Origin of the sequence: Dankookia sp. P2, assembly GCF_050632255.1 — a bacterium.
Lineage (GTDB): Bacteria > Pseudomonadota > Alphaproteobacteria > Acetobacterales > Acetobacteraceae > Paracraurococcus.
Map to the genome: position 1 here is coordinate 1,208,868 of NZ_CP192581.1, position 18,422 is coordinate 1,227,289.

Annotated in this window: 23 protein-coding genes; 8 read left to right on the forward strand and 15 right to left on the reverse strand. The window is 71.1% G+C overall.

Features of this window, described 5'->3' with window-relative positions; translation table 11 throughout:
- Nucleotides 1–4 precede the first annotated feature (4 nt).
- Nucleotides 5–1,753: an AMP-dependent synthetase/ligase gene (locus tag ACQ86J_RS07275; RefSeq protein WP_431270598.1), complete on the forward strand. Its 1,749-nt coding sequence runs from the start codon at nucleotides 5–7 to the stop codon at nucleotides 1,751–1,753.
- A gap of 181 nt (nucleotides 1,754–1,934) precedes the next feature.
- The gene (locus tag ACQ86J_RS07280; RefSeq protein ID WP_431270599.1) at nucleotides 1,935–2,147 is read left to right on the forward strand and encodes a hypothetical protein; all 213 of its coding nucleotides are present in this window, start codon (nucleotides 1,935–1,937) and stop codon (nucleotides 2,145–2,147) included.
- Between the two features lie 41 nt (nucleotides 2,148–2,188).
- Here the strand turns inward: ACQ86J_RS07280 and ACQ86J_RS07285 are convergent, their stop codons facing one another.
- From ACQ86J_RS07285 to ACQ86J_RS07335, 11 genes are all read right to left on the reverse strand, one after another.
- Complete coding sequence (locus tag ACQ86J_RS07285) at nucleotides 2,189–3,019, reverse strand: sterol desaturase family protein (RefSeq protein ID WP_431270600.1); 831 nt, start codon at nucleotides 3,017–3,019, stop codon at nucleotides 2,189–2,191.
- 53 nt (nucleotides 3,020–3,072) lie between these two features.
- On the reverse strand, nucleotides 3,073–3,276 hold the full coding sequence (locus ACQ86J_RS07290; RefSeq protein WP_431270601.1) for a hypothetical protein: 204 nt from the start codon (nucleotides 3,274–3,276) through the stop codon (nucleotides 3,073–3,075).
- Nucleotides 3,277–3,414: 138 nt separating this feature from the next.
- Entirely contained in the window at nucleotides 3,415–4,227 is an 813-nt protein-coding gene (locus ACQ86J_RS07295; RefSeq protein ID WP_431270602.1) for a quinoprotein dehydrogenase-associated SoxYZ-like carrier, read from the reverse strand.
- Nucleotides 4,228–4,232: 5 nt separating this feature from the next.
- Entirely contained in the window at nucleotides 4,233–5,072 is an 840-nt protein-coding gene (locus ACQ86J_RS07300; RefSeq protein WP_431270603.1) for a quinoprotein relay system zinc metallohydrolase 2, read from the reverse strand.
- A 148-nt stretch (nucleotides 5,073–5,220) separates the two neighbouring features.
- Entirely contained in the window at nucleotides 5,221–5,361 is a 141-nt protein-coding gene (pqqA, locus tag ACQ86J_RS07305; RefSeq protein WP_431270604.1) for a pyrroloquinoline quinone precursor peptide PqqA, read from the reverse strand.
- Nucleotides 5,362–5,377: 16 nt separating this feature from the next.
- A complete protein-coding gene (locus ACQ86J_RS07310; RefSeq protein ID WP_431270605.1) occupies nucleotides 5,378–5,746 on the reverse strand; it encodes a molybdopterin dinucleotide binding domain-containing protein in 369 nt (122 codons plus the stop codon).
- Nucleotides 5,722–8,118 (reverse strand): molybdopterin-dependent oxidoreductase, encoded by a 2,397-nt coding sequence (locus ACQ86J_RS07315; protein WP_431270606.1) that lies wholly within the window; start codon nucleotides 8,116–8,118, stop codon nucleotides 5,722–5,724. The genes ACQ86J_RS07310 and ACQ86J_RS07315 overlap by 25 nt, the downstream gene beginning before the upstream one ends.
- Nucleotides 8,115–9,077 carry an NADH-ubiquinone oxidoreductase-F iron-sulfur binding region domain-containing protein gene (locus ACQ86J_RS07320; protein WP_431270607.1) on the reverse strand — a complete coding sequence of 321 codons (963 nt, stop codon included), beginning with the start codon at nucleotides 9,075–9,077 and terminating at the stop codon, nucleotides 8,115–8,117. The genes ACQ86J_RS07315 and ACQ86J_RS07320 overlap by 4 nt, the downstream gene beginning before the upstream one ends.
- Nucleotides 8,984–9,706, reverse strand: coding sequence for an NAD(P)H-dependent oxidoreductase subunit E (locus tag ACQ86J_RS07325; RefSeq protein WP_431270608.1), 723 nt, complete (start codon nucleotides 9,704–9,706; stop codon nucleotides 8,984–8,986). The genes ACQ86J_RS07320 and ACQ86J_RS07325 overlap by 94 nt, the downstream gene beginning before the upstream one ends.
- Before the next feature lie 130 nt (nucleotides 9,707–9,836).
- Nucleotides 9,837–10,166, reverse strand: coding sequence for a hypothetical protein (locus ACQ86J_RS07330; protein WP_431270609.1), 330 nt, complete (start codon nucleotides 10,164–10,166; stop codon nucleotides 9,837–9,839).
- A complete protein-coding gene (locus ACQ86J_RS07335; protein WP_431270610.1) occupies nucleotides 10,163–10,807 on the reverse strand; it encodes a hypothetical protein in 645 nt (214 codons plus the stop codon). Before ACQ86J_RS07335 ends, ACQ86J_RS07330 begins: the two co-directional genes overlap by 4 nt.
- A gap of 363 nt (nucleotides 10,808–11,170) precedes the next feature.
- Here ACQ86J_RS07335 and ACQ86J_RS07340 point away from each other — a divergent pair, with 363 nt between their 5' ends.
- The 4 genes from ACQ86J_RS07340 to ACQ86J_RS07355 are packed head-to-tail and all read left to right on the forward strand — an operon-like array spanning nucleotide 11,171 to nucleotide 14,649.
- Nucleotides 11,171–12,880, forward strand: a complete 1,710-nt coding sequence (locus ACQ86J_RS07340) for a methanol/ethanol family PQQ-dependent dehydrogenase (protein WP_431270611.1) — start codon at nucleotides 11,171–11,173, stop codon at nucleotides 12,878–12,880.
- Between the two features lie 22 nt (nucleotides 12,881–12,902).
- On the forward strand, nucleotides 12,903–13,337 hold the full coding sequence (locus tag ACQ86J_RS07345; RefSeq protein WP_431270612.1) for a c-type cytochrome: 435 nt from the start codon (nucleotides 12,903–12,905) through the stop codon (nucleotides 13,335–13,337).
- Nucleotides 13,334–14,134: a substrate-binding domain-containing protein gene (locus ACQ86J_RS07350; protein WP_431270613.1), complete on the forward strand. Its 801-nt coding sequence runs from the start codon at nucleotides 13,334–13,336 to the stop codon at nucleotides 14,132–14,134. Before ACQ86J_RS07345 ends, ACQ86J_RS07350 begins: the two co-directional genes overlap by 4 nt.
- Nucleotides 14,131–14,649 carry a rhodanese-like domain-containing protein gene (locus tag ACQ86J_RS07355; protein WP_431270614.1) on the forward strand — a complete coding sequence of 173 codons (519 nt, stop codon included), beginning with the start codon at nucleotides 14,131–14,133 and terminating at the stop codon, nucleotides 14,647–14,649. The genes ACQ86J_RS07350 and ACQ86J_RS07355 overlap by 4 nt, the downstream gene beginning before the upstream one ends.
- A gap of 10 nt (nucleotides 14,650–14,659) precedes the next feature.
- Here ACQ86J_RS07355 and ACQ86J_RS07360 read toward each other — a convergent pair whose 3' ends face one another.
- From ACQ86J_RS07360 to ACQ86J_RS07370, 3 genes are read right to left on the reverse strand one after another with little or no spacing between them, the layout of a single operon-like run.
- Complete coding sequence (locus tag ACQ86J_RS07360; RefSeq protein ID WP_431270615.1) at nucleotides 14,660–15,244, reverse strand: hypothetical protein; 585 nt, start codon at nucleotides 15,242–15,244, stop codon at nucleotides 14,660–14,662.
- A complete protein-coding gene (locus ACQ86J_RS07365) occupies nucleotides 15,241–16,197 on the reverse strand; it encodes a PQQ-dependent catabolism-associated beta-propeller protein (protein ID WP_431270616.1) in 957 nt (318 codons plus the stop codon). The genes ACQ86J_RS07360 and ACQ86J_RS07365 overlap by 4 nt, the downstream gene beginning before the upstream one ends.
- On the reverse strand, nucleotides 16,182–16,775 hold the full coding sequence (locus tag ACQ86J_RS07370) for a hypothetical protein (RefSeq protein WP_431270617.1): 594 nt from the start codon (nucleotides 16,773–16,775) through the stop codon (nucleotides 16,182–16,184). The genes ACQ86J_RS07365 and ACQ86J_RS07370 overlap by 16 nt, the downstream gene beginning before the upstream one ends.
- Before the next feature lie 155 nt (nucleotides 16,776–16,930).
- Between ACQ86J_RS07370 and ACQ86J_RS07375 the strand changes: the two genes are divergently transcribed.
- A complete protein-coding gene (locus ACQ86J_RS07375; protein WP_431270618.1) occupies nucleotides 16,931–17,383 on the forward strand; it encodes a hypothetical protein in 453 nt (150 codons plus the stop codon).
- Nucleotides 17,384–17,442: 59 nt separating this feature from the next.
- Nucleotides 17,443–17,970, forward strand: coding sequence for a DUF3280 domain-containing protein (locus tag ACQ86J_RS07380; protein ID WP_431270619.1), 528 nt, complete (start codon nucleotides 17,443–17,445; stop codon nucleotides 17,968–17,970).
- A gap of 13 nt (nucleotides 17,971–17,983) precedes the next feature.
- Here the strand turns inward: ACQ86J_RS07380 and ACQ86J_RS07385 are convergent, their stop codons facing one another.
- Nucleotides 17,984–18,244, reverse strand: coding sequence for a c-type cytochrome (locus tag ACQ86J_RS07385; RefSeq protein ID WP_431270620.1), 261 nt, complete (start codon nucleotides 18,242–18,244; stop codon nucleotides 17,984–17,986).
- Between the last annotated feature and the right edge of the window lie 178 nt (nucleotides 18,245–18,422).

Below are 18,422 nucleotides of genomic sequence, written 5' to 3' on the forward strand. Positions count from 1 at the left end.
CGCCATGCCAGGCGCAGCACGCAAGCACACGCGGCCGGGGAAGGGCGCGACCCCGGGCTGGACCAGCCTGCCGGGCATGCTCTTCGCCCTGGCGCGGAAGCATCCGGAACGCCCGATGCTGCGGTATTGGCGCGACGGCGGCTGGCAGCGCCTAACCTGGGGTGACTTCGCCCTGCAGGTAGCCCGCGCCGCCGCCTGGCTGCGGGCGCAGGGGATCATGCCGGGCGACCGGGTGATGCTGGTCTCGGAAAGCCGGCCGGAATGGAACGTGGCGGATGCCGCCATCATGGCGATCGGCGCCGTCACCGTGCCGACCTACACCACCAACACCGTCGCCGACCACGCTCACATCCTCAGGGATTCCGGGGCCCGTGCCGCCATCGTCGCCTCCCCCGCGCTGGTCACCCGGGTGGCGGAGGCTGCCGCCGGCACCGGCGGGCTCGACCTGCTGGTCTGCCTGGACGGTGCCACGGGGGCGGCGGCCCGCCCCTGGGCCGAAGCCATGGCGGAGGTCGGCGACCTGTCCATGCTCATGGCCGAGGTGGAGGAGATCCCGGCCGGGCGCCTCGCCTGCCTGATTTACACCTCGGGCACCGGCGGCACCCCGCGCGGCGTCATGCTGCCGCACCGCGCCATGCTGGCGAACCGGGAAGGAGTCCGCGGCCTGATCGAGCGGCTGGGGGTCGAGGGCGAGCCCTACCTCTCCTTTCTCCCGCTGTCGCACAGCTACGAGCACACGGTCGGCTGCTTCCTGCTGCCCTCTATGGGAATGGAGGTGGTCTATTCCCGCGGCGCCGAGCGGCTGGCCGCCGAATTCCAGGAGATCCGGCCGGCCATCGTCACCGCCGTCCCCCGGCTGTTCGAGGTGCTGCGGGCGCGCATGCTGGCACAGGTCGAGAAGGAGACCGGGCTCAAGCGGCGGCTCTTCGATCTGGCGCTGGCGCAGGGGCTGCGGCGAATGGACGGCCCGCCGCTCGGCCTCGGCGAGCGGGTGCTTGACCGCGTGCTCGACCGGCTGGTGCGGGACAAGGTGCGAGCGCGGTTCGGGGGTAGGCTGAAGGCGCTCGTCTCCGGCGGGGCACGGCTCGACCCCGACCTCTCGGGCTTCTTCATCGCCCTCGGCCTGCCGCTGATCCAGGGCTATGGCCAGTCCGAGGCCGGGCCGGTTATCAGCGTCAACCTGCCCTGGGACAACCACCGCCACACGGTCGGCCCGCCGCTCGAAGGTGTCGAGGCGCAGATCGCCGCGGATGGCGAACTGCTGGTTCGCGGCGACCTGGTCATGGACGGCTACTGGAACAACCCGGAGGCGACGGCGCAGGCGCTCCGCCCCGGCCCCAACGGCGCGACCTGGCTGCATACCGGCGATGTGGCGCGATTGGAGGCAGGCCGGATCACCGTCACCGACCGCAAGCGGGACTTCATCAAGACCCTTGGCGGCGACATGGTCAGCCCGGCCAAGCTGGAAGGCCTGCTCATGGCCGAGCCCGAAATCGCCCAGGCAGTCGTGGCCGGGGAAGGCCAGCCCGGGATCGTCGCCCTGCTGGTTCCGGCGGAGGGCTTCGCGGATTCGCTCGGCCAGGCGGTGGCGCGGGTGAATGCCCGGCTCTCGACCATCGAGCGCGTCCGGCGATGGATCCCAATCCCGGCCGCCTTCTCGGTCGAGAACGGACTGCTGACGCCCACCATGAAAGTGCGGCGGCGGGCGGTGCTGGAACGCTTCGACGGGGAGATCGCCGGTCTCTATCGCTGAGGCGCTAGGGTTGAGCCACGGCGACGAAGACCCCCACTTAAAGTGATCGGCGCGATCCCTGGCGGGGCGCCCTGGGCTCCGCCAAGGTGGCAACGGGCCCCGGGCAATCCTGCCGGCGGCAAAGGCACCAAGGAAGGGTTCGGCCGGGGAAGCCCAGCGCCAGGACCGGGAGGGTCAGTGCATGGACGGCTCGCTGCTCCGCGGCGGCATCGTATCCGGCATCGCCGTGATGCTCGGCAGCCTCGCCCTGCTGCTCGTCGTGATCTATTGGTCCACCCGCAACCGCGGCCCGCGCCGGCCGGTCGACATGGCCCGGCACCAGGAGGCGCTACGGAATTTCAGGCTTCGCTACGCCGCGGAACCGCTGCCCAAGCGCTGGTGGGGACGCGGCTAGGGCCGGATGCGCCGGGCCGCGATCCGGCCTGAAGGCACTGGCTACCGCGCCCCAGCCGGCAGCTTTGCGGGCGCCGCCGCCTGCGGCGCGCCAAGCAGGGGCTGCAGCAGCAGCCGGTCCAGTCGCTGCTCCGCCGGCGCCCGCCAGCCCGCGACGCCGATCACCAGCGCTTCCCCAGCCGCCGGGGCGGCGCGGTAGCTGCCGAAGATCCGGTCCCACCAGGGCAGGCAGAAGCCGTAGCAACTATCGGTCTCGGCCGGGACCTCGGAATGATGTGTCCGGTGCATGTCGGGCGTCACCAGAACCAGGCGCAGGGCGGCTTCCAGCCGCGGCGGCAGGCGGATGGCGGCGTGGTTGAACATCGCCGTCGCGTTCAGCAGGATCTCGAAGGCCAGCACCGCCATCGGCGGCGCACCCAGCGCCACCACGGCCGGCATCTTCAGCCCCATGGAGGCCAGCATCTCGACCGGGTGGAAGCGCAGCGCGCTGGTCGCGTCCAGTTCCGGATCGGCATGGTGCACCCGGTGCAGCCGCCAGAGCAGCGGCACCGCATGGGTCACCCGGTGCTGCCAATAGATCAGCAGGTCGAGCAGCAGCATGGTCAGCGGGAACGCTAGCCAGGCCGGGATGCCGAGTGCCGGGGCCAGGCCGAGCCCGCGCCCTTCGGCCCAGATCGCCGCGCCGGCCGCCGCGGCCGGAACCACCGCCCGCACAAACACCGACCCGGCAAGGGCCAGCCCGATATTCCCCGGCCAACGCCGCAGGCCGAGTGGCCGCGCACGGCCCCAGGGCAGCAGCCGTTCCAGCGCCAGCAACGTCAGCAGGACGCCGAGGAAGACGCCAAGGCGGAGGATGGGTTCATGCTGCAGCACGGCGGCAGAATGCGCCCTACCCCGCCCCCTGCCAGGCAGGGCCGGAGAGTGGGTCAGATCTTTGCCTGATGCGGGACATTCACCTCGCAGCGCCAGCGGCTGAGGGTGAAGGCCGGGTGCTGCGAAAGCCATTGCGCCGCGACCATCTGGCCCTGGGTGGCGCAGGCCATGACGGAGTTGATCTCGGTGAGCGGCCGCTCCTCCCGGCATTCAGTGGGGGAGGCGGCGAGGCAAACCAGCATGACGAGTTCGATCAAAGGTGGGCTTCCATCCAGGGGGCGGCAGATAGCCGGATGTCAACGCATTCCCCCGGGATCGGGCACGGCTCCGCGCGCTCTTCCATGCTGCTTAGCACAAGACATATTTCACGCAAAAGAGATTACGATATCGACCTGTCAACCCGCGGCATCCAGTGTCCACAGCCCTTCGAAGCGGCGGTCGCGATTGTCGACCGCAAGGACGCGCAGCGCGCCGCCCGGCAAACCGGTCAGAGCGAAGCCAAAGGTCGGGTTCTCGGCTATCGAGATATCCGTGACGATGTCCAGAACCGGCGCACCGGCATAGGTCATTGCCAGGCTGCGGATGAACTCGGCCGGGATCGACAGCCGGGTCAGCTGGTCCATCTGCAGCCCGGAGGTATTGGGATGGCTGACCGCCACCTGAACCGGCACGGCCCGGTTCGGCCCGGGCAGGCCTTCCGGCAGTGTCAGGCGCATCCGGCCCATCCGTTGCCGTGCCGCTTCCAGGTCGCCGCCCATGGGGGCAGAGCAACCGCCGGCTGCCTTGACGAAGCGGACGCTCTCCAGCAGCCGGCCGTCCTCCGTCTCCGCCACCGCGTGCAGGTTGGTGTAGGCATCGACCCGTACCCGGGTGGTCAGCGCCCGCAACGCGCCCGGCTGGCCGGCGCGGAAGACCGCCGCCAATGGCAGCGGGTTCTCGTCGATCACCAAATGGATGGCGGTGACGCGCGGCGCCAGCTCCGCTGAGAGGGCCAAGCCGACCGGCACCAGTGCCGCGTCGAGCGCCCGCGGCGGGACGCTGAGATCGAGCGCCGCGCCGGCCGGCTGCACCGGGCGGTCGCCGAAGATCGCCTGCCTCAGGTCGCGCCAGCGCTCCGCCCGGCGCGGTGCCTCCGCCGGCTCGATGCCCTGAGCGCGGGCGATGCCAGGGGTGACAAAGGCGGCAAGCAGCAGGGGACGGCGACGCATGGCGGCTACTCCCATTCCAGTTCGCGGTAGGCGGCGGTCACGTTGCGGCCGTGATAGGACTCGGCCAAGCGCCAGCGGGCAGCCTCCTCGGGCGCCACCCAGGCGGGCGCCGCGGCGATCCCCACCCCGGCGGCGATGGCGGCGCGGGTGCCATCGCGCAGTGCCAGCAGGTAGCGGGTGAGATCGGCCGCACCCTCCGGCCAGGCCACTGCCGCCGGTCCATGGCCCGGAACCGCGCGGGTGGCCTTCACCTCCCGCAGCACATCGAGTTCCCGCAGCCAGCCGGTCAGGCTGCCGTCAAGCGCCGGGATGCGGTCGAGGAAGAGCAGGTCGCTGGCCCAGAGCGTGCCGGTCGTGCCGTCCAGCAGGCTGAGGTCGTGGTCGGTATGGGCCGGGCGATGTGCACGCACTGCCAGCATCCGGCCGCCGAGATCGAGGTCCAGCCGGTCCTGCACCAGCCGCGTCGGCGCGAGCGCGGCGCTGCCGGCGGCCGCCTCGCCCATCTCGCGCTCCAGCATGCGGCGGTAGAATTCGCCACGCTGCGCCAGGGCGGCCGGTAGCCGGGCATGGGCGACGACCTCTGCGCCGCAATCAGCGAAGGCAGCAGCGCCCATGACATGGTCCGGATGGACATGCGTGAGGACGAGATAGCGGACCGGCAGGGGCGTGACCGCCTCGATCGCCTGCCGCAGCAACCGACCGTGCGCAAGGCCGCCACCAGGGTCGATCACCGCGACCGCCTCACGGCCAATGACGAAGCCCGTATTGGCCAAGGCGTCGAGATTCTCCGCCGAGGCATCCTCATCGAGGCCGGGAAGAACGAAGAGTCCGGGCGCGACCTCCACGGGTCGCGTCGCAGGAGCAGCAGCGGCCAGCAAGACCGCGCCAAATCCGAGCAGCACGCCGCGGCGCGGCGCCGCGGCGGACCTTGCAGGCGCCAAACGGTCCGGTTCAGACCGCCATGCCATCGGGCATGCCGGTCACCGGACCGCCTCAGACCGTCGCGCTGGCGTAGGCGTTGATCTCGAGGCCAAGGCAGATCTCGGTGATGATCGGGGTCTTCCAGGCCATCCTGCTTCTCCTTCTGGACGTGACGCGAACGCGAGACTGGCGGCGCGGGCGCGCATCGATCAAGGCTGGCGGCCTCACGTCAGCGTGGGCACCGCCTCGACCCGAACAGCGCAGTATTTGAACTCGGAATCTTGCCGATAGGGTCGAGCTGAGGGTTGGTCAGCAGGTTGGCCGCCGCTTCGCGGTAGGCAAAGGGGACGAAGACCAGCCCTTCCGGCAGGGCGGGGTCGGCGCGCGCGGCCATCTCGATCGCACCGCGCCGGGTTTCCAGACGCAGCCGCTGGCCGGGAGCGAGGCCGCGCCGCGCCAGTTCGGCCGGCGCGAGGGAGGCGGTCGGCTCCGGCTCCAGCGCGTCCAGCATGCCGGCGCGCCGGGTCATGCTGCCGGTGTGCCAGTGTTCCAGCAGCCGGCCGGTGGTGAGAATCAGCGGGTAGCGCTCATCCGGCATCTCGTCGGGGTCGCGCAGCCCGGCGGCGACGAACCGGGCGCGGCCAGAGGCGGTCGGGAAACGGTCGCCGAAGACAATTGCCTCGCCTGGCTCGTCCGGGCCGTGGCAGGGATAGGTGACGCTGCCTTCCCGCTCCAGCCGCGCCCAGGTGATGTTGGCGAGCGAGGGCGTCGCCTCCGCCATCTCCGGGAAGACGTCGCGCGGATGCCGATAGGTCCAGTGCAGGCCAAGGCGGCGGGCGATGTCGACGATGATGTCGAGGTCCTGCCGTACGCCTGGCGGCAGCGGCACCGCGGCGCGGCCCATCTGCACCTGCCGGTTGGTGTTGGTGACGGGGTGCCGTCCTTCTCCGGCCAGGCCGAGGCGGGCAGCACCACATCGGCCAGCGCCGCGGTCTCGGTCAGGAACAGGTCTTGCACCACGAGGTGCTCAAGCTTCGCCAGCCCGGCCCGGGCATGCGCGACGTCGGGGTCCGACATGGCCGGGTTCTCGCCCATGATGTACATGCCGGCGATCGCGCCACGTTCCATCGCCTGCATGATCTCAACCACCGTCAGCCCCGGGGTGGGGTCGAGCGCGGCACCCCAGAGCCGTTCCAGATGCGCCCTCGCCAGGTCGTCATCGGTGTGGCGGTAGTCCGGGAACATCATCGGGATCAGCCCGGCATCCGAGGCGCCCTGGACGTTGTTCTGGCCGCGGAGCGGGTGCAGTCCCGTGCCCGGCCGGCCGATCTGGCCGCAGAGTAGCGCCAGCGCGATCAGGCAGCGGGTGTTGTCTGTCCCGTGCGTCGACTGGCTGATGCCCATGCCCCAGAGGATCATCGCCGTCCGGGCACCGGCGAACAGGCGGGCAACCCGGCGAAGCTGCTCGGCCGGCACGCCGCAGAGCGGCGCCATCGCGTCCGGCGTCAGCGCCGCGACGTGGCCGCGCAGCGCCTCGAAATCCTCGGTATGCGCGGCGACATATTGCCGGTCGTAGAGCCCCTCCTCGATCACCGTGTGGAGCATCGCGTTCAGCATCGGCACGTCCCGGCCTGGGGCGAAGCGCACCACCTCCTGCGCGTGGCGGTCGAGCGCGCTGCCGCGCGGGTCGAGCGTGACCAGGGCCGCGCCGCGCGCCGCGGCCTCCTTCAGGAAGGTCGCGGCGACCGGATGGTTCTCGGTCGGCCGGGCGCCGATGACGAATATGACCTCGGCTTCCGCCGCCGCCATGAAGGGTGCGGTGACGGCCCCCGACCCGATCCCTTCCAGCAGCGCGGCGACCGAGGCGGCATGGCAGAGCCGGGTGCAGTGGTCCACGTTGTTGGTGCCGAAGCCGGTGCGGACCAGCTTCTGGAACAGGTAGGCTTCCTCGTTCGATCCCTTGGCCGAGCCGAAGCCGGCTAGCGCATTCGGCCCGCGCATGTCGCGGATGCGGATGAGGCCACCGGCGGCGAGCCCGAGCGCTTCCTCCCAGCTCGCCTCGCGGAACTTCGCCCGCGCCCTGCGCGGGTCAAGGCAATCCGCCGGGTCCTTCGGCGCGATGCGGACCAGCGGCCGGGTGAGGCGGTCAGGATGGCGCAGGTAGTCGAAGCCGAAGCGGCCCTTGACGCAGAGCCGGCCCCGGTTGGACGGACCGTCGCGCCCGACCACCTCCTCGATCGCGCCGTCGCGCACCCGGAAGCCGACCTGGCAGCCGACGCCGCAATAGGGGCAGACGCTGGCGACCTCCTCCGCTGGCGCCGCGGTCCGGCGGCCGGCCTCGTCCAGCACCGATTTCGGCAGCAGGGCGCCGGTCGGGCAGGCCTGCACGCATTCGCCGCAGGCGACGCAGCTGGACGCACCCATCGGGTCGAGCAGGTCGAAGCTGACCGTCACCTCCATGCCGCGCCGCGCCAGGCCGATCACGTCGTTATGCTGCACCTCGCGGCAGGCGCGCTCGCACAGCCCGCACTGGATGCAGGCGTCGAGTTGCACCGCCATGGCCGGGTGCGAGAGATCGGCCGCGGGCCGGTGCGGCTCGGGCAGGAAGCGCGAGCCGGTGAGGCCGAGCCGCTGCGTCCATCGCCCGAAGTCGGCGGAGGCGTCGCGTCCTGCCGCACTTGGTTGGTCGGCCAGCAGCAGCTCGAAGACCATGCGTCGCGCGCGCGCCGCGCGTTCGGTTGCAGTGCGCACCACCATGCCGTCGCGTGGCTTGCGGATGCAGGACGCTGCAAGGACGCGCTCGCCTTCGATCTCCACCAGGCAGGCGCGGCAATTGCCGTCCGGCCGGTAGCCGGGCCGCGGCCGGTGGCAGAGATGCGGGATCTCCGCGCCCTCCCGCGTGGCGACATCCCAGAGGCTTTCGCCCGGCGCCGCCGCGACCCCGCGCCCATCCAGGGTGAAGCAGATCATGCGATCGCCTCCGGCATGTGCCGCAGCAGCGTGCGGACCGGGTTCATCGCCGCCTGGCCAAGACCACATATCGACCCGTCGGCCATCGCCGCCGCCAGTTCATCCAGCAGCGCGCGGTCCCAGCGCGGTACCTCCAGCAGCGCCGCCGCCTTGGCGGTGCCGACGCGGCAGGGCGTGCACTGGCCGCAGCTTTCCTCCCGGAAGAAGCGCAGCAGGTTGCGCGCCGCCTCGGCCAGATCGTCCTGATCCGAGAGGATCACCACCGCGCCTGAGCCGACGAAGCAGCCCTGCGCATCCAGCGTGCCGAAATCGAGCGGCAGGTCGGCCAGGCGTTCGGGCAATATGCCGCCCGATGCGCCACCCGGCAGGTAGGCGAGGAAGCGGTGGCCGGGCAGCATGCCGCCGGCGAATTCCTCGACCAGCTCGCGCGCGGTCACGCCGGCCGGGGCCAGCTTCTCGCCGGGGTCCTGCACCCGGCCGGAAACGCTGAAGAAGCGCAGGCCCTGCCGGCCGCGGCGGCCCATGGCGGCATGCCGCGCCGCGGCCTCAGGATGCGCCAGCAGCTCCGGCAGCAGCCAGAGCGTCTCGACGTTGTGGATCAAGGTGGGGCGGCCGAACAGGCCATGCTCGCCCGGGAAGGGCGGCTTGTGCCTGGGATAGCCGCGCCTGCCTTCGAGGCTTTCCAGCAGCGCCGTCTCCTCGCCGCAGATATAGGCACCGGCACCGCGGCGGAGATGGACCGGCATGCGCGCCAGGCCGGCCGCGGCGAGCCCCGCGATTTCGGCTTCCAGCATGCGGCGCAGATGCGGGTATTCGTCGCGCAGGTAGATCCAGCAGGCCTCCGCGCCAATCGCCTCGGCGGCGATCAGCATGCCTTCCAGCACGCGGTGCGGCTCGGTCTCCAGGCAGTAGCGGTCCTTGAAGGTGCCCGGCTCGCCCTCATCGGCATTGACCACCATGTGGCGGGGCGCCGGCTCTGCCATGACCAGCCGCCACTTCCGCGCGGCGGGGATCCGGCACCGCCGAGGCCACGCAGCGCCGCTGCCTCCAAGCTCGCCAGCGTCCGCTCGTGACCGGCCGCGCCTTCCGTCTGTGCCCGGCGCAGCGCGGCATAGCCACCGCGGGACTCGTAGGCGGCAAGGCCGGGCGGCACCGGCATCGCCGGCGGCCCGTCGCGCAGCGCGGCCGCGAGCCGCTCCGGCGTCGCCCGCTCCACCAGCTCATGTCCGAGCGCCACGGCGGGTGCGCGGTGGCAGGCGCCCATGCAGGGTGCGGCGAGGATGCGGGCGCCGCCGGGCGGCGCGGCGCGCAGCGCATCCAGCAGGCGGCGCGCGCCGGCCATGGCGCAGGGCAGGCTGTCGCAGACCCGGATCGTCACCGGCGGCGGCGCCGGCGCCGCGTCTTCCAGCACTTCGAAATGATGGTAGAAGCTGGCAACCTCGAAGACTTCGACCGGCGCCAGCCGTAGCAGCTCGGCCAGGGCGACGAGGTGGCTGGCGCGGAGGCAGCCGTGCCGGTCCTGCAGCGCGTGCAGGTGCTCGATCAGCAGGTCGCGCCGCAGCGGCAGGGCGGCGATCGCATCAAGCACCGTCGCACGCGCCGCATCGCCGGCCGTCCGGCCGCGCGGGCCGGTCCTGGGGCCACGACGTCCCTGCCGCGTCGCAGCGACTTCCCCATCCGCCATTCCGGCATTTCCTCCCGCCATGTCCCCGCGCCGCTCAGGGGAAGCAGCGCAGTGTTGCCTCCGCCTGCGCCCGACGCAACGCTTCCACGGCCGCGCGGGTCTGTGGCGGGTCGCGGAATTCGGCACCGCGCTCGCCGAGATTGCCGGCCTGCATGCGCAGCACCGTGTCCGCCGCCTCGTAGCGGTCGTAGGGCAGCTGCTCGGCGATGGCGTCGATGCTGCAGGCGCAGCGTTCCAGCGCCAGCCGCGAATTGCCGTTCGCCGCCATGCAGCCGAGCACGTAATCGGCCCGCGCGACCGTCGGATAGTCATGCGCCAGGGCAGGCAGCGGCGCCAGCAACAGCGCGAGCACCACCCGCTTCACAGCGGCACCGCGGTGGCAAAGGTGATCGCCTCGCGCACCGCGCCATCCGGCAAGTCACTGGCGATCGTGTGGATCCAGCCCGGCACGGCTTCGGCCAGGACGAAGCGGTAGCGCTGATCCTGGTAGCGCCCGGCACGCGGCTCGCCAGCGAATGGCTGCAGCGCAACCTCGGTGGCATCGACCTCGGCGCCATCGAAGCGCAGCGGCAGGCGCTTCGGCGGCGGCGCATCCGCCAGCGCGCGGCGGATGCGGTTGCGGAACCAGCCCTGCGCGCCGCCGGTCGCAGCACTCAACTCGCGCGCGATGCGATCGAGCGCGAAGAGCAGCAGCGGGTTGCCGCGGAAGCCCCGTGCCGGCGGGTAGTGCATGGCGCGCGGACCGGTCAGGAATTCCGGCGACACATCGCGCCGCCCCTCCTCCGCCCCGGCACGGATCTCAAGCCGGATCGCATCCTGCAGCGGTGCCGCACCGGCCGCCTCGCGCAGGAAGGCATAGTCCAGCCGGAGCGGCGGCCGCAGTGCGGCAAGGTGCGGCGTCTCGAACAGCAGCAGCTGCGCTTCGGACAATCTCGGCGCCGGCTCCGCCGCAAGCGGCAGCGGCGCCAGGCCCAGCGCCGCGATCAATCCGCGTCTGCCAAGCATCGTCTCTCCTAATCTTGCCGCTCCCGCTTGTTGCTGGAATTGGCGGCCAAGTTGTCGATTCATGCTCGAGCCTCCGCGGTGCCACGTCCAGACGCGATGCTATGCCGAACGATGCCGAACACGTGCGCGGCACCGGTGGCGCTGGTCGCTTGTGGAGTGTCACGCCAACCCAATAGCTTTCGCCATGGATGGTGATCAGCCTCGTCATCCACCCGACGGCAAAGGCTGTCGGCACGCGAGACAATCGCGCGTCCGTTCCAAGCGGACGCAGGAGGAACGACAAGATGTTGCGACGCGCTGCCCTGGCGTGCGCACTGGCCGCGACGGCCACGGGCGCTTCCGCGGATCCGGAAGCTGCTGCGCATGCAGCGCGACCCGAACCAGTGGGTCATGCCGAATGGCAACTACGCATCCTGGCGCTACAGTGAGCTCAACCAGATCACGCGCGAGAATGTCGGCAACCTGAAGCCGAGTTGGCGAGTCTCGACCGGCGTGCTGCGCGGCCATGAAGGCGGGCCGCTGGTGGTGGGGGAGGTGATGTACATCCACACGCCCTTCCCCAACCGCGTCTTCGCGCTCGACCTCAACAACCCCGGCCGCGTGCTCTGGCGGTACGAGCCAACGCAGGATCCCTCCGTGATCGGCGTGATGTGCTGCGACACGGTGAACCGCGGCCCGGCCTATGCCGATGGCAAGATCATCCTCAGCCAGGCGGATACCACCGTCGTCGCGCTCGACGCCAAGACCGGAAAAGAGGTCTGGAAGGTGAAGAACGGCGACCCGGCAAAAGGCGAGACCGCGACGATGGCGCCGATGGTCTTCGGCGACAAGGTGCTGATCGGCATCTCCGGCGGCGAGTTCGGCATCCGCGGCCATGTCACCGCCTACAACCTGGCGGACGGCAAGCAGGTCTGGCGCGCCTATTCGGTCGGGTCGGACGAGGACATCAAGTTCGACCCGCAGAAGACGATGGCAATGGGCCAGCCGGTCGGCGCCAACAGCTCCATCAAGACCTGGGAAGGCGACCAGTGGAAGATGGGCGGCGGCTCCACCTGGGGCTGGTTCAGCTACGACCCCGACCTGAACCTGATCTACTACGGCTCCGGCAACCCGGGCACCTGGAACCCGGTGCAGCGGCCCGGCGACAACAAGTGGTCGATGACAATCTTCGCCCGCGATGCGAATACCGGCGTGGCGAAATGGGTCTACCAGATGACCCCGCACGACGAATGGGACTATGACGGCGTCAACGAGATGGTGCTTGTCGACAACCTGCAGGTTGGCAGCCAGCGCGTCGCCAAGGCCCTGGTCCATATGGACCGCAACGGCTTCGGCTATACGCTGAACCGCGAGAACGGCCAGCTGATGGTGGCGCAGAAATTCGACCCGGCGGTCAACTGGGCGACGCATGTGGACATGGAGACCGGCCGGCCGCAGGTGGTCAGCCAGTACTCCACCCGCGCCCAGGGCGAGGACAACAACACCAAGAACATCTGCCCCGCCGCGCTCGGCACCAAGGACCAGCAGCCTTCCGCCTGGTCGCCCAAGGCCAACATGCTGTTCGTGCCGACCAACCATGTCTGCATGGACTACGAGCCCTTCCGCGTTTCCTACAGCGCGGGGCAGCCCTTCATCGGCGCGACGCTGTCGATGTACCCGCCGCAGGGCTCGGACAACATGGGCAACTTCATTGCCTGGAACCCTGGCACCGGCAAGATCGCCTGGTCGAAGCCGGAGCGCTTCTCGGTCTGGTCGGGCGCCCTGGCGACCGCCGGTGACATCGTGTTCTACGGCACGCTGGAAGGCTACCTGAAGGCGGTCGACACCAAGGACGGCAAGGAGCTGTTCAGCTACCGCACGCCGTCCGGCATCATCGGCAACGTCAACACCTTCACCCACAAGGGCAAGCAGTATGTCGCGGTGATGTCCGGCGTCGGCGGCTGGGCCGGCATCGGCATGGCGGCCGGCCTGCAAGGCGAATCCGAAGGCCTCGGCGCGGTCGGCGCCTACAAGTCGCTGTCTGACTACACCCAGCTCGGCGGCGTGCTGACCGTGTTCGCTTTGCCGAACTGACGCTCGTACCAGGACCGGCGCCATGCGGCGCCGGTCCGCCCGGAGCCTCCGCATGAAGACAGTTTTGGCATTGACCATGGCGCTCGTGGCCTTCTCACCGGCAGCGCGCGCGGAAGACGAGAAGCCCTACAAGGTCGAGAACGGAAAGGTGGACCAGGCCACCTTCAACGGCTACCGCCGCTACGGCAATTCCTGCCTGCAATGCCATGGGCCAGACGGCGCCGGCAGCAGCTACGCGCCGAACTTGACTGAATCGCTCAAGCATCTGTCGCATGAGCAGTTCGCCGAGACGGTCATCAACGGCCGGCAGAACATCAGCTCCTCGCAGCAGAACGTCATGCCGTCCTTCGGCCATGTCGAGGACGTGGTCATGTATCTTGATGACATCTACGGCTACCTGAAGGCGCGTTCCGACGGCGCGCTCGGCCGCGGCCGGCCGGAACGCATCGGCCGATGAGATGGCTGGCGCTGCTGGCGCTGCTGCTGGCGGCGCCTGCTGCGGCGCAGACCGGCGACCTGGTGGCGACCGATGCGCTGCGGGTTTGCGCCGATCCGGCAAACCTGCCCTTCTCCAACGATCGCGGCCAGGGGTTCGAGAACCGCATCGCCACGCTGCTCGGCCAAGCGCTGGACCGCCGGGTGGACTATGTCTTCTTCCCGCAGGTGCAGGGGTTCGTCCGCAACACGCTGCGGGCCGGGCGCTGCGACCTGGTGATGGGGACAGTGGCCGGCGACGAGCTTATGCAGAACACCAACCCCTATTACCATACCAGCTATGTCATCGCCTTCCGCAGCGACAGGCCGGTGCCCGAACGGCTGGACGATCCGGCGATGAAGGCGCTTCGGCTCGGTGCCATCGCCCGCACGCCGCCGATCGACCTGCTGCTGCGCAACGGCTTGATCGAGCATACCCGCTTCTTCCCGCTGGCGGTCGACACCCGGCACGAAAGCCCCGGCGCCGACCTGCTGCGCGCTGTGGCCGATGGCGAGCTGGACGCTGCCCTGGTCTGGGGTCCGATCGCCGGCTACCAGGCCAAGGTGAAGGGCCTGCCGCTGACGCTGCGCGCCCTGCCGAGCGAGCCCGGCGCGGCGCGGATGGATTTCCGCATCACCATGGGCGTGCGCGGGCTGGAGCCGGAATGGCGCCGCCGGATCAATGCTGTCATCCGCAGCCATCAGGCCGAGATCGACGGCATCCTGCGCGACTATGGCGTGCCGCTGCTGGATGCCGAGGGGCGCCTGCAGCCCCCGTGAGGCGGCGCGCTCTGCTGCTTGCCGCACCTCTGCTGGCCGCGGCGGATGGCTACCGGATGGAGGACTATCGCGCGCCGGTGCCGGACACCGCGCCGGGCGCCCGGACCATCGACACCGCCGAGGCCGCGCGCCTCTTCGACCTACAGGCGGCCGCCTGGATCGACGTGCTCCCCGCGCCGCGCCGGCCGGAGGGACTGACGCCCGAGGCGCTCTGGCGGCCGAGCCCGCGGTTCGGCGTGCCGGGCAGTATCTGGCTGCCGGAAGTGGGGCGCGGTGCCCTGTCGCCCGAGACGGAGGCCTGGTTCCGCATCGGACTGGATCGCGCGACCCAGGGCAACCGTGACCGCCCGGTGGTCTTCTACTGCCTCGCCGATTGCTGGATGAGTTGGAACGCCGCCAGGCGCGCGGCCGCCTGGGGCTGGCGGCAGGTGCTGTGGTACCGCGACGGCATGGATGGCTGGGAAGCCGCCGGGCTGCCGACCGAGGAGTTGCATCCGGCGCCAGGGTGGCGCTGATGGCGTGGCGCTAATCCGGCGGCAGTGCCGCCCGCAGCGCCCGGGCATAGGCGCCGAGCCTGGCCTCCAGCCGCACCGGCGCCTCGCAGGCGTAGCGCAGGGTGCGCTCGGCATCGGTGTAGGATTTGGCGGCGAAGAAGTGGCGCTGGGTCAACTCCTCCCGGGCCGGCTCGGGGGCCGCGCGCAGCTCGGCCTCCAGCCCGCGTACCTGCGCTGCCAGGTCGCGCTGGCGGCGGGCGAAGCGGCGGAGCTGTTCGATGAGCGCGTCGCGCTGGCGGTTGGTCTCTTCCAGCGCGCCGGTGAAGGCCAGCGGTAGCAACCGGCGGCGCGCCTCGGCCCCGAGCGGCGCGGCGAAGTCGTGGATGGCGGCAAGGCCCGTCGGCTCCTCCACCCCGCGTGGCGCGATCCGGGCGACCAGCGCCGCGACCGACGGCTCGCCATGCCAGTCGCCCTCGGCAAGGCCCGGCCAGAGCACGCCGGCCGCGAGACGCGGCACCAGTCTCTGCACGCATGGCCAGTCCGGATCTGGCTGCGGCTGCGCCGTCGCCATGGCCGGCAGCAGCGCCGCCAGCAGCAGCAGCGCGGCCGGCCTCACGGCTTCACCACCACGCCCCAGGGGGCCTGCCCGACCGGCACGCTGCGCAGGACGCGCATCGCCTGGATGTCGATCGCCGACAAGTCGTTGCTGACGCCGTTGGTGGTGAAGACCCGCGTGCCGTCGGTGGACAGCGCCAAGTTCCAGACCCGCTGACCGACCAGCAGCATGCGCTCCACCTGCCGGCTCGCCACATCCACCACCGCCACGCGGTTGGCGGGACCGAGCGCCACGAACAACTTCGTCCCGTCGCGCGACAAGACCATGCCGACCGGCTGGATCGCCTCGGCCGGAACGCCGGCGATGCCGAAGCGCACCTCGGCCAGCGCGCGCCAGTCCTCGGCGCCGATCAGGGTCAGCGTGCCGCCGATCTCGGAGGAGACCCAGAAGCGCTTGCCGTCCGGCTCCCACAGCGCGAAGCGCGGCCGGGCGCCGACCAGGACGTTGGCGACGATCTTTCCGCTCTCGACGTCGATGACATGCGCCATGCTGGTGGTCTCGGAGGTGTTGACCACCCAGCGCCCGTCGGGGCTGAGGCCGAGCCCCTCGGGCTCCACCCCCACCGGGATCTCCTGCAGCACCAGGCCGCGGTCGACATCGACCACGGTGACCATGTTGTCGTCCTCATTGGCGACGAAGAGCCGCTTGCCGTCCGGGTGCAGCACGGCGCGCTCGGGGTCGGAGCCGCTCGGCAGGTGGCGCACCACGCGCCAGCTGCTGGTGTCCACCACGTCGATGCGGTCGCTGTCGCCGACGCAGACGAAGAGATGCCGCCCGTCGCGCGACAGGACGATGCCGCGCGGCCTCTCGCCAACTTTCACCGTGCGGACCAGCGTCAGCGTCTCGCTGTCCAGCACCGTGATGGTGTTGTCCTTCTCGTTCGAGACCATGATGGTCTCGGCCTGCGCGGTCGCGCAGCACAGCAGCAGGGCAAGGATCAGAGGGCGCGGCATTGCGTCTCCGGCCGGTCGGTGCCGAGCGTGTCGAGTTCGGAATACCGGTGCTGGAAGCCCGGCTGCGGCGAGACCGAGACCAGCGCCCGGGGTGCCGCCAGCAGCACCGGCTGGCGCAGCTGCCCGTCCCAGTCGCGGAAGGACAGCCGGGCGCCCTTGAAGCCGGCGAGCTCGAAGGCTCGGCTCCGCAGGAAGGCCGCAATGCCCGCCGGATCGGTGGTGCCGGCGCGCACCGCGCCCTCCCCCACCGCGCGCACAGCCAGCCAGGCGGCATGGTCCAGCGGCGTCATCCGCCGCCCGGCCTGGGCGCGGAAGCGGCGCTGCAACTGGGTGGCGCCCCATTGCTCGTGGATCGGCGACCAGATCGTAGGCACCAGCCCCTGCGTGCCCACGATCGGCCGCGGGTCGGTGGTGCGCCAGGCCAGGCTGTCGCCCCAGCCGCCGCCCTCATCCGCCACCACCAGCACGTCATAGGATGGCGCCCCCTGGGTGAAACGCGCCGCCTCGGCGGCGATCGACACATGGCCGGTATCGGTGCGCTGGGCCCCCGGCTCATGCATCCAGGGCTTGTCGAGCACGATCCGCAGCCCGATTTCCGCGCCGCGCGCCGCACCGCTTCGGCGTAGAGCAGGTCGCCCGGCGCCGGGCCGACCGCGAGGAACAGGTTGCGCCAGCGCTTCACGGCCAAGTACTGCGCCAGCGCATCGGCCAGCATGGCGCGGCTCGGCAGCACGTGGAGTATGTTCCGCCGGCAGTCGGCATTGCGCAGCGCATCGTCCGGGGCGGCGATGTTCAGCAGCAGCGCCCCGGGCTCGGCGGCCGCCTGCAGCAGCACATCCGCCGGCAGGTCGGCGACCACGAGGCGGATGCCGGCCGCGAGCAGCCCGCGCATGGCGCCGAGCGCCGCCTCTGGCTCCTCCGCGCGGCGTTCCTCAAGGGTGAAGGCCTGGTTGGTGAAGCGGCCGGTGGTGGCGTTGTCGCCGAGACCCAGCCTGGCTCCCTGCAGGCCCTCATCGGCCGGCGGCGGCTCGATCAGGGTGGCGGCGACCGGGCGGGGTGGCCGCAGCGCGAGATAGCCGATCTGCAGCGCGGCCGGCGCGGCCCGGGCCAGGCCCGGAAGCAGCGCAGCGGCCAGCAGGCTTCGGCGCGCGAGCGGCATCGCCCTGGCATATCCTTCCACGGGTAGGCATCCTGCCGGCCCTTCGCGCGTAGTCTGCCGGCACATCCCGATGCTGCGGAGAACCCATGCGCTCAACACGCCGTGCGGCCTGGCGGCCGCCCATCCTGGCGCTCGTCCCCGCGGCGCTCCTGCTCGCCGCCGCCCCGGCGCGGGCGGAGGACCGGATCGCGGTCTTCGACCCGGGATTGCTCGACACCTCGGGCGAGGGCCTGCGGCCGGACCAGCAGCGGCGCCTTGCCATGATCGGGGACGAGTTGCGCCAGGCCCTGGCCGCCTCCGGCCGCTACGTGGTGGTCGATGTCGCGCCACAGCGCGCCCGGCTGGCGGAAGGCCCGGCGTTGCGCGGCTGCGGCCCCTGCGCGGCAGCGGCGGCGCGGACGCTCGGCGCCGACCTCGCTTTGGTCACCGTGGTGCAGAAGGTCAGCAACCTCATCCTCAGCATCACCCTCTCGGTGCTGGAGGCCGCCCCCTCCGAGGCCCGCCGCGCGGTCTACAGCGCCGAGATCCGCGGCAATACCGATGAAAGCTGGCAGCGCGGGCTGCGCTGGCTGCTGCGCCACCGGCTGCTCGCGCCGGCCGGGGGCCCGCGCTGACGGCGTCATGCCGTCATTTCTGCGTCTCCAGGTAGGCGATGATGTTCTGTCGCTCGGCCTCGTCCTTGATGCCGGCCAGGATCATCCGATTGCCGGGCACATAGGCCTTGGGGTCCTGCAGGTAGGTGTCGAGCGAGGCCGCGTCCCAGGTCTTGTCGGCGCTTTTCATCGCCGGGGAGTAGTTGAAGCCGTCGACCGCGCCTGAATGCCGCCCGACGACGCCGTGCAGGCTGGGGCCCACCTTGTTCTTCCCCGCATCGACGGCATGGCACACGGCGCAGCGGCGGTTGAAGGCGGTCTTGCCGGCTTCCGCATCCCCGCCGCCCGGGCCGCCGCGGGCAGCAGCAGGGCGATCGCCGCCGCAAGCATGGTCATCGGTCGCATCGTCTTCTCCCCTATCCGTCCCACAGGCGTTAGGCTTCGCGCCTCGCCCGGGTTCCCCGGGTGACGCG

What these genes read in the sequence shown, in the direction of transcription:
- ACQ86J_RS07345 (WP_431270612.1), top strand. Translation starts at nt 12,903, where the DNA reads ATGCGGCGCCGGTCCGCCCGGAGCCTCCGCATGAAGACAGTTTTGGCA.
- ACQ86J_RS07295 (WP_431270602.1), bottom strand. Translation starts at nt 4,227, where the DNA reads ATGCGTCGCCGTCCCCTGCTGCTTGCCGCCTTTGTCACCCCTGGCATC.
- ACQ86J_RS07280 (WP_431270599.1), top strand. Translation starts at nt 1,935, where the DNA reads ATGGACGGCTCGCTGCTCCGCGGCGGCATCGTATCCGGCATCGCCGTG.
- ACQ86J_RS07310 (WP_431270605.1), bottom strand. Translation starts at nt 5,746, where the DNA reads ATGCCGGATGAGCGCTACCCGCTGATTCTCACCACCGGCCGGCTGCTG.
- ACQ86J_RS07340 (WP_431270611.1), top strand. Translation starts at nt 11,171, where the DNA reads ATGCAGCGCGACCCGAACCAGTGGGTCATGCCGAATGGCAACTACGCA.
- ACQ86J_RS07350 (WP_431270613.1), top strand. Translation starts at nt 13,334, where the DNA reads ATGAGATGGCTGGCGCTGCTGGCGCTGCTGCTGGCGGCGCCTGCTGCG.
- ACQ86J_RS07365 (WP_431270616.1), bottom strand. Translation starts at nt 16,197, where the DNA reads ATGCCGCGCCCTCTGATCCTTGCCCTGCTGCTGTGCTGCGCGACCGCG.
- ACQ86J_RS07335 (WP_431270610.1), bottom strand. Translation starts at nt 10,807, where the DNA reads ATGCTTGGCAGACGCGGATTGATCGCGGCGCTGGGCCTGGCGCCGCTG.
- ACQ86J_RS07380 (WP_431270619.1), top strand. Translation starts at nt 17,443, where the DNA reads ATGCGCTCAACACGCCGTGCGGCCTGGCGGCCGCCCATCCTGGCGCTC.
- ACQ86J_RS07320 (WP_431270607.1), bottom strand. Translation starts at nt 9,077, where the DNA reads ATGGTGGTCAATGCCGATGAGGGCGAGCCGGGCACCTTCAAGGACCGC.
- ACQ86J_RS07315 (WP_431270606.1), bottom strand. Translation starts at nt 8,118, where the DNA reads ATGATCTGCTTCACCCTGGATGGGCGCGGGGTCGCGGCGGCGCCGGGC.
- ACQ86J_RS07275 (WP_431270598.1), top strand. Translation starts at nt 5, where the DNA reads ATGCCAGGCGCAGCACGCAAGCACACGCGGCCGGGGAAGGGCGCGACC.